The sequence below is a fragment of the Sphingomonas sp. CFBP 8760 genome (assembly GCF_014841615.1).
GTDB lineage: Bacteria > Pseudomonadota > Alphaproteobacteria > Sphingomonadales > Sphingomonadaceae > Sphingomonas.
Genome location: NZ_JACYUG010000041.1, coordinates 1 through 8,054, shown reverse-complemented (window position 1 = coordinate 8,054; position 8,054 = coordinate 1). Strand labels below are relative to the sequence as shown.

7 protein-coding genes are annotated in these 8,054 nt (G+C 48.9%); 3 read left to right on the top strand and 4 right to left on the bottom strand.

Annotated features, from left to right (window positions below; all coding sequences use genetic code 11):
- Nucleotides 1-32: 32 nt before the first annotated feature.
- Nucleotides 33-551: a hypothetical protein gene (locus tag IFT82_RS20135; RefSeq protein ID WP_192129917.1), complete on the bottom strand. Its 519-nt coding sequence runs from the start codon at nt 549-551 to the stop codon at nt 33-35.
- A gap of 240 nt (nt 552-791) precedes the next feature.
- On the opposite strand from IFT82_RS20135, the gene IFT82_RS20130 reads away from it, so the two are divergent.
- Nucleotides 792-2,525 carry a tyrosine-type recombinase/integrase gene (locus IFT82_RS20130; RefSeq protein WP_192129916.1) on the top strand — a complete coding sequence of 578 codons (1,734 nt, stop codon included), beginning with the start codon at nt 792-794 and terminating at the stop codon, nt 2,523-2,525.
- Nucleotides 2,526-2,567: 42 nt separating this feature from the next.
- Here IFT82_RS20130 and IFT82_RS20125 read toward each other — a convergent pair whose 3' ends face one another.
- Nucleotides 2,568-2,756: a DUF6771 family protein gene (locus IFT82_RS20125; RefSeq protein ID WP_192129915.1), complete on the bottom strand. Its 189-nt coding sequence runs from the start codon at nt 2,754-2,756 to the stop codon at nt 2,568-2,570.
- A gap of 143 nt (nt 2,757-2,899) precedes the next feature.
- Nucleotides 2,900-3,562, bottom strand: a complete 663-nt coding sequence (locus IFT82_RS21120; RefSeq protein ID WP_244647031.1) for a PEPxxWA-CTERM sorting domain-containing protein — start codon at nt 3,560-3,562, stop codon at nt 2,900-2,902.
- A 233-nt stretch (nt 3,563-3,795) separates the two neighbouring features.
- Here IFT82_RS21120 and IFT82_RS21590 point away from each other — a divergent pair, with 233 nt between their 5' ends.
- Together IFT82_RS21590 and IFT82_RS20105 are read left to right on the top strand one after the other, a co-directional pair.
- Nucleotides 3,796-3,969, top strand: coding sequence for an AlpA family phage regulatory protein (locus tag IFT82_RS21590; protein WP_192129914.1), 174 nt, complete (start codon nt 3,796-3,798; stop codon nt 3,967-3,969).
- Between the two features lie 1,061 nt (nt 3,970-5,030).
- A complete protein-coding gene (locus IFT82_RS20105; protein ID WP_192129912.1) occupies nt 5,031-5,651 on the top strand; it encodes a hypothetical protein in 621 nt (206 codons plus the stop codon).
- Between the two features lie 562 nt (nt 5,652-6,213).
- Here the strand turns inward: IFT82_RS20105 and IFT82_RS20100 are convergent.
- The gene (locus IFT82_RS20100; RefSeq protein ID WP_192129911.1) at nt 6,214-7,263 is read right to left on the bottom strand and encodes a GTP pyrophosphokinase; all 1,050 of its coding nucleotides are present in this window, start codon (nt 7,261-7,263) and stop codon (nt 6,214-6,216) included.
- Nucleotides 7,264-8,054: the final 791 nt, after the last annotated feature.

Below are 8,054 nucleotides of genomic sequence, written 5' to 3'. Positions count from 1 at the left end.
AACCGTGTCACGCTGAGCAAATGCCTCTCCACTTAAGCGGGGCAAGTCCAGAACCCCTCGCTATAACTGTCGAGCTGAGCCTTCGAGACCGGATCACTGTTCTGGAGATCGAACACCAGATCCGCCACCGCCTTCGCGCGCTCCTCGCTCCAGCCGGCATCGACCAATCGGTCATGCTCGTTCAGTGTCCAACGCGCCTCGATGCCGTTGCGGCCAAGGAAAGCCCAGGCTTCGGCATAGATGGAATTGATCGTGGCGTGACCTTCCGATCGGGCGGGACTGCCAATCTGATCCTGCTCGATACTCTGCAACTGCCAGCGCAGGGCATCGCTGAACACCCGCTTCAGCTGATCGGGGGTCAGCCCCGTCGATTGACCATAGGCCACACGCAAACTCTCGACCGTCGCACCAAGTCTGTCTGCCATACACCGGGCGCGTTGATAATTCCCTGTGCCGAGCGACAGAGATAGCGGCACCGCCGCGCCGGCCACGGTGATCTTCCTGCGCCAGTGGTAGCTGCCACCGCGCAGCTTGAGGTTCGGCAGTCCCAATCCATCGCCCCCAATGGGTACAACGATGGGTACAACGATGGGTACAGTCGTGGGTACAACCATTCCCGATCGCCATGTTGGCGACGAGAAATCAATTACTTAGCGGATGATGGTCGGGGAGACAGGATGCGCTTACGACGTAATAATCTGTCAATAAGGCCAATATCCTAAGGGAAAAACGCATCTAGTATTGAATACTGCTACGTTGACCTGCTCCGTTTTGAAGGTAGGTTCGAAGCTATGAATCTGTCCAGCTACCTCAAAAAACGGCCAAACTCGTCTAAGTGGCAACTCCGCTGGATGGTGCCACTTGCGGCCCGACCTATCGTGGGACGAGCCGAATTTACAAAGTCACTCGGCGTGACAGACAGGGTTGAAGCGGAAAAGCTGGCTTATCCCATATTGGCAGCGTGGCGGGATCGCGTGGCTAATGCCCTCGCATCACGTACATCATTCGATGGAAATAAAGTACTCCGCGAGGCTACTGATGCGGAAGTAGACGCTCATCATGTCTTTCGTTTTGAAACGATGAAAGGCATTATGCGGTCTTTTACGGAAGACGATGTAAGATTAGCAGGTGGCGATATTGCTAAAATAAAAAAGAAACTTGAAAAGTCGCGAGAACGGCTAGCATCCTTGCTTTTTACCGGGGAAGTTGCAACTTATTTAAAGCTTACCGAAGGTGAAATGCGTGATCGCGGTCTAATCATATCGAGTGACCCCGTCAAGCGCGATGAACATGCTCGTAAAGCGGTGCAAGTGCTCATCGATAGTTATAGGTACGTTGAAGCTGAAATAGTTGATCAAGGCCATAACTACGAACCATCAAAATTTCTTGTCGATGTGACCAATTTTCAAAAACAACCCAGTACCGAGACGGTAATGGCTATGTTTGATCAATACGCAGCACAAAGGTTGTCTGAGGGTGTCAAGCGACGAGACGGCATAAACCAAGACCGGATCGTCGTAGAGCGGCTAGCAGATTTTATAGGTCGTAATAAAAAGATATCAGCCGTCACCAGAAGCGATATTCGCGATTGGCGCAATATTATTGCAAATCTTCCTAAAAATTACCGTAACATGAAAGTTTATGATGGAATGTCTATTGGTGCTGTGGCGGCACATGCATCATCTAATGGCATCGAAGGGTTAAGCCCCACAACGCAAAACAAGTATCTTTCGACAATTTCTCCACTTTTTAAGTGGGCTATACAGCACGGATTTGCAGACAATAATCCATGTGATGGCTTGTTTTTAAATATAGATAAGCAAGCCCGTCCCCATCCTACCTTTACGTCTTTCGAATTAAATCGAATTATATCTTCTCCATTATTTACGGGATGTAAAGGTGATGGGTATGAGCATCAAGTAGGCAATATACGAGTGAACGATTGGCGAAAGTGGATACCACTGCTTTGCTTTTTCACAGGATCGCGGATTGGAGAAGTCGCGCAGTTACGTTTGAGTGATGTGCGGTTTGAGCATGAGCGTTGGTTCATACATATACGACATGATCCAACTGTTGGGCAACAAACTAAATCTAACAAAGGTCGCATTATCCCGTTGCATCGAACGGTTGAATTTGCCGGATTCAAACAATTCTATGATAATAGACAATCGCTTGATGGAAATGATGGTATGTTGTTTGACGGTCTTGTGTTAAATCGGAGGGGGCATATAGGGGCTTCACCATCACGTTTCTGGCGTAACTATCTTAGCAAAATCGGGTTGAAGAACGGAGGCGATGGAAAGGGGTCGCATTCATTTCGCCACACATTAGCAGATGAGTTACGGGCTGCTGGATATCTTGATGATCAATTTGGACCTTTAATACTTGGGCACAATAAGACGAGTGTTACGGCAGGGTATGGAAGAATGCCGCAAGGGACCGCCAAAATGCTTTGCGAGATGATCGACGCCGTGAAATTTGAAGGCGTTAATTTTGACGCTCTTTATGCCAGTAAGAAAGGGTAGGGGCATTCCATTGCCCCTTATGGTGCCGCCATACAGCTGGCTTCAATACGGCAGGTTCAGTTGCTCGCTGCCCTCGCTTAGGGGCGCATACAGGGCATGATAAACATGAGACGCCACCTCATGCCTTGCGGCCTCCCTTAGCCCGTCCTGAGGCATCGTGAGGGCTACCAGCGCCCAACTGGGGGCTTCTTCGATCAACGCCGCGATCCGCTTCACCGTTATAATGCCCATAGCATTTACTCCTTTCTCGCTGCTTTGTACAAAACAAGAACAAAAGGCGAGGTGGTTTGATCCGGCGCGGTTGGCGGTGAACGCAAAAAGAGCCGGTAGCCTTTCGACTAACGGTCGCCCTTACGTCATTCATTCGTGGCAAATTAGGCGTAGCCGGTCGTCGTAGGGCGACGACGATAGCGAGTAGCGGCACCCAACATGCCGAAGCCTACGATCATCATTGCCCAAGTGGCGGGTTCAGGCACCACAGAGGATATATACACCGTTAGATCGCCATAGACCCTTTTGGAGCCGGTATCATTACCGAAGCTGACGAACAGGGTTGGTGAGAATGAAGCTAGGGGCAGCCCATTCGCCACGCCGCCCCCACCAATGGCATTCGATGGCCCGCGAAATTGAAACTGTGGTAGAGTTCGCGTGCTATTGAACGGACCACCTCGTAAGGTATCTGGTGATATGACGATACCATCAGACCCAAAGCTGTTATCCATGTAGGTTACAACGCCCGTGATTAACGGTAGCGAGACTGAGTAAGACCCGACATTGAATGCTAGATTTTGCAGTACCGAGAAATATGTCGTATAAGTCCCGCCGCCTAAAGATAATAGATAGGGTTGACTGTAAGACGCTTCATCAATCCGAAAGCTGCCATTAATTTCATCTCCGACGAATATGCCGCTGCCGCCTGCATCTCCTTCAACCATGCGAACTTTACCTGCTAGTTTTATGTCGTAAACGGCGGCATCGCTTAAGGTAGTCAACGATAAGCCGCCAATAAGACAGCAGCTTGCAAGCCATTTGTTCATTTAATGCCCCTTATAAGCACCCGTATCACCGGATGGGCGCGCTTCCTGTTTCATTGCGCGTCACAATATCACGTCATTGGAAGGGGCGCTATTCGGCATTTCAAAGGTCACTTTGTCAGCGACGAAGGGATTTTCGTTTTTTCCCTGTGAAGATTGGCGTGAAAACGACAATCAGGGCCAAACGTATGGCTTTGTCGTCCTATCTACTCAGATCGCATTGTTAGCAACCAAATGTGGGCTTCCAAACGGTCCAGAAGATGGTCGGATTGAGCCGTAGTGCCATCTATGCGGCGATGGATCGGGGTGACTTCCCCCGTCCCATTCAGATTGGAAGGCGTGCTGTAGGCTGGAAGTTCGTTGAACTTGAAGCTTGGCTTGAAAGCCGTCCTGTTTCTTATGGTTGGTAGTGTAAGAGGCTTATAAGTTTAATTATATTGTTTTCTTAGTTAAGATATTTAAATTTATTTAAATATGTATGTTTATTAGACATAACAAAGACAAGGAGCGGTTCTCACCGTCCTTGCCTTTGCCTGCCCAAAAAATGTTAACCGATCAATGGTCTAAAGGGGCACGCCGTTGTGCCAGATAGTTAGAAACTCATTGTATCGACGAGGAGGCCGTCCTGCCCATCTTTTAGTATGTAAAATAGGGCGTTACCCCAAATTTGTTCAATCTCATTGCGTGGCCTATACCATTTGGATTTAGACCAAGCGTCCTCAATGAGAACTGCTAGTTGTTCTATAGTAACATTGTCGGGGCATTTGAGGCAAGAGTGTATATGCCACATGCCTCCCCTGCTACATTCGGCAACCGAGATATTTTTAATCCTTGGTCGCTTTCGGCGGTAATATCGCTTGCTGTATATACGCCGTGCTGTCGCATCCAGCACGCCTTTCATCACCCTATCCAATGCCAGCGGGGAAGCGGCAATAAACTTACCGTCTCCGGTCGTTATACCCTGACATACGGTTAGCGTAATAAAAGTATCGGGCTGTAATTTATGCTTTAGTTCTTCTTTAGTTTTATCGTTTATCTTCATGTTCTGTGCTTCTATACAAGACTTGTTGGCCTTACTTGTTTTGTTTTATGGCGTCTTGTGCGGCCCTATTCGCACGGTAACTGCGAAATGTCCACCTTTGTTCTGATAGGGGTGTGAGGCCATGTTGATCTGGGGTCGGCAGGGCGCGGACCTCACACAAAGGCTTCGCAAAATTTCCTACGACGTAGGTTGCGCTCAACGATCGCTTTGGAATCCAGGCGTTGGCATGGATCGGCTGCTTGCTCAAAAAGGTAGCAAGTGGGGCGTCATAACCCCTCAGACACGTCGTTTGGTCGAGTTTCTCGGCCGGGTGGCTGTTGCGTCATGTCCAAGGCTTGCGCCCAAAGGCGGCAGCGCCTTGTGCGACGTGCAGGGTTACGAACGCCCGGCTCTCAGCCGGGCAGCCCCTCAATCAAAAGGGGTGCTTGCATGAACGAAGATCGAGTTGCTTCACGTACAGTCTACGAAGCGAACGCTTGGTCAAAGCCACCCGGCGGCGGCGCGGATCAACCCAAGGCATCAAAGGGCAGGAAAGGCATACTATACGCTGCCAGCTTGGCCTTGATCGTCGTTGCTATCGGCTTGGCAGGTTTCACTATGCAGCGCATCGATAGGCAGGGAGAGGCGGGACGAAAGCAGGAGGCGGATGAGGCATTCCGCGCCCGCGTTGAGACCGACGTGAAGGGGCTCTTACGCGATCCCCTTTCAGCCACGTTTCAAGATGTGTTTTACTCGCCCGATACCGCCGCCGCATGTGGTGAAGTAAATAGCAAAAATGCTTTCGGCGGATATACCGGTCACGAGCATTTTGCGTATCATGATGGGCAGGCCGCCTTTCTCAATCGCGATACAGAGACTTATTCTCAATTGATAAGACCCTGTCAGCGCGCTCGTATTATCTCCACCCAGCGCCTTGTTCATAACACGATCGATACGGTAGAGGCATCCTCCATGAAAGATACCAAAAAGGGGCAATCTATTACGGATTCCAAGCGAGAATTATTAGACGTAGATAATCAGATGATGGCGATGGCTAATGAAAAGCTTTGATTGCTATGTCTTCAAATGACGAATATTATCACTGTAAAGTATAGATTGCCTTATTTCGCCTTTTAAGACGCAACGAGGGCCATTTATAGCCTCGCTGTACCCGAGTAGCCTCTTTCAAGAAAAGGGGCTGTAGCGGCATTTGCGGGCGTTTTAGAGGCCATCCGCCTTTAGGATCGTGAGGCACCCTCTAGCGCTCGATAAACGCTAGCCCGACCTATGTCCGGTTGGTAGCGGTATCGACCAAGTGAACACCCCTTATTTTCAAAACAGGTACTGCTGCCTCATTGAGGGTGGGCGTCCGTCCGCTATTCCAAGCCTTAACGCTGGCAATGATCGACAGCCCGGCAGGATTGAATGGCGCTACCCAATGACATTTTATTATCCAGCTAAAATGCATCCACTATAGCGCGATATATTTGCAAAGACCGCAAATATTAAAACACTGATAAGGCAAATAAGTCGATTTATAATAATCCGTATGTATGGCTCAACAAGACAGCCAAGAACGAAAATATGTCATTACCGAACTTGTATATACTTTCTAACATCGTATACTGTGTCGTTACTCGGGTATAACCATATCCATAAAAGGACGACTTATTGGTCCTGATGGGTAGGTTATATCGTGATAGGTCTTAGAAGCGTAGGATAATGAAACTCTAACTGCACCAACTATATTATAAGAGGAGCCACGTTTATTTTCATCCGCCTCCATTGCTGGAATTCCCCGGCTAACTTGTCGGTCTAACTCACCAATTGTATTTATATTTGCCATCTTAATTTCATTTACTAATTTCGAAACATCAGCCTTCTTTGTGTTTGCGCTTCTGCTTGGAAACTTACTTTCGGCATAAGCGGTTAAAGTCTCAAAGTCTAATTCTTGTGCATTAAAGGCAACTCCCTCTAAGCCTGATGAATTCTCAACGGCCTTGGCAAACTCTGCCGTCTTCGCCGCAAATACCGCCGCAAACTGGGTATCAGCGAGATAAAACAAGGCAGATAATGCATTAATATCCTTTTTCAAACTTATCGGAACATCCCAAAATCCCTTATATTCAAGTGAGTGCTGTATGGATGACCAAGCATGCATACAAATAGTTCTAATCTGGATTTCAAATATTTGATTCTTAATTTTTCCATATCGAGGGCCTTCGTATTCACTTTTTATCTTGGCTAACAGGTGCAATGACATATAACCAAAAGAGGCCGGATCAGAAATCGATTTGTCATCATATTCTATTATATCGAAGCAGCTTTCCATAGCCGACTTTGCAGCATCTAAATCAGATCTAAACATGCATATTATTCTAGCGCCAACTATGTCAGTTATCTGATCAAAATCAGCATAACTTTTATCTTCGACTTTCTTAAGTGTAGATTTTAATTCTTTCAGCCTAGACTCTAAGCTGCTAACACTGATGCCTGCGGTGGCTAGAGCGTCATCAATAGTAAATCGGACTTCTTCCACCAAAGACCGCAAAGCCGGCAGGCGCGCGTTATAAGTCTCGATGACCTGATCACCTGTAAGGAGGTCAGGTCCGATTGCATCAGCGTTAACCGGCTCCGATGAAGCGACGGCGGACTTAGAACCTCTGGTTTGCGATCTAGTCATACTACGATCATAGGTGCAACTAGGTGACATGCAACGCAGGATTTCAAAGGGGCTTAAGGGTGTTGTCATGAACTCATATCTGCGTTGGACACAGGCCGACATATCGAACCTTCGAGCGCATCTTACGCAAGGTGAAAGCGTCGAAGGCGTCGCAAGAGTTCTCGTTAGATCAATAGCGGACGTGAAGGGCATGATGACGCGACTGCGGTTGTACCCCAGGGGGGGTTGAACAACCCCGCCAGTGCCGATCAACGGCTTCGTGACGTGCTTGTATCAATCACAGAGGTTAAGGCAGAGGGCGCTTCGTAGCTCCGGGTCATAGCTGCCACCCTCAACGCTAACGGCAGTACAGCCCCGCGTGGCGGGCCGCGGAGCGCTTCACAGATCAAGCGGGTCATAGAACGCCCGTAACTCGGTAAGGGGTTAAAAAGCGCCCGTGCATCGGAAAGTCGCGTCGTCTAATTACGTTACCGTTGCGCCCCATGCCTCGCATACGACCGTATTCGAGCCATCTGTATCATTAGGCTCTAGGCAGTGTCTGGGTGGCGGTACGTCGCGCCACCACGCCTAAGGGCCAAAGGATGCCGCGAGACGCCTGATTGAGGTATACTCAAAAGGTACGAGAATGATGGGGCGCTGGGCAACCATCCGCGTGGGCCGCTAGGACTTCTTGAAACCTAACGCAAGAAGCCGAACCACCGTGGCTTTTACGGGGCATATTCAAAGCGCTACGAGGACTGAGCTGCTGCCGGTCCCATGGACACCAAGTTAGGCTACATGAGCCTGCTTCT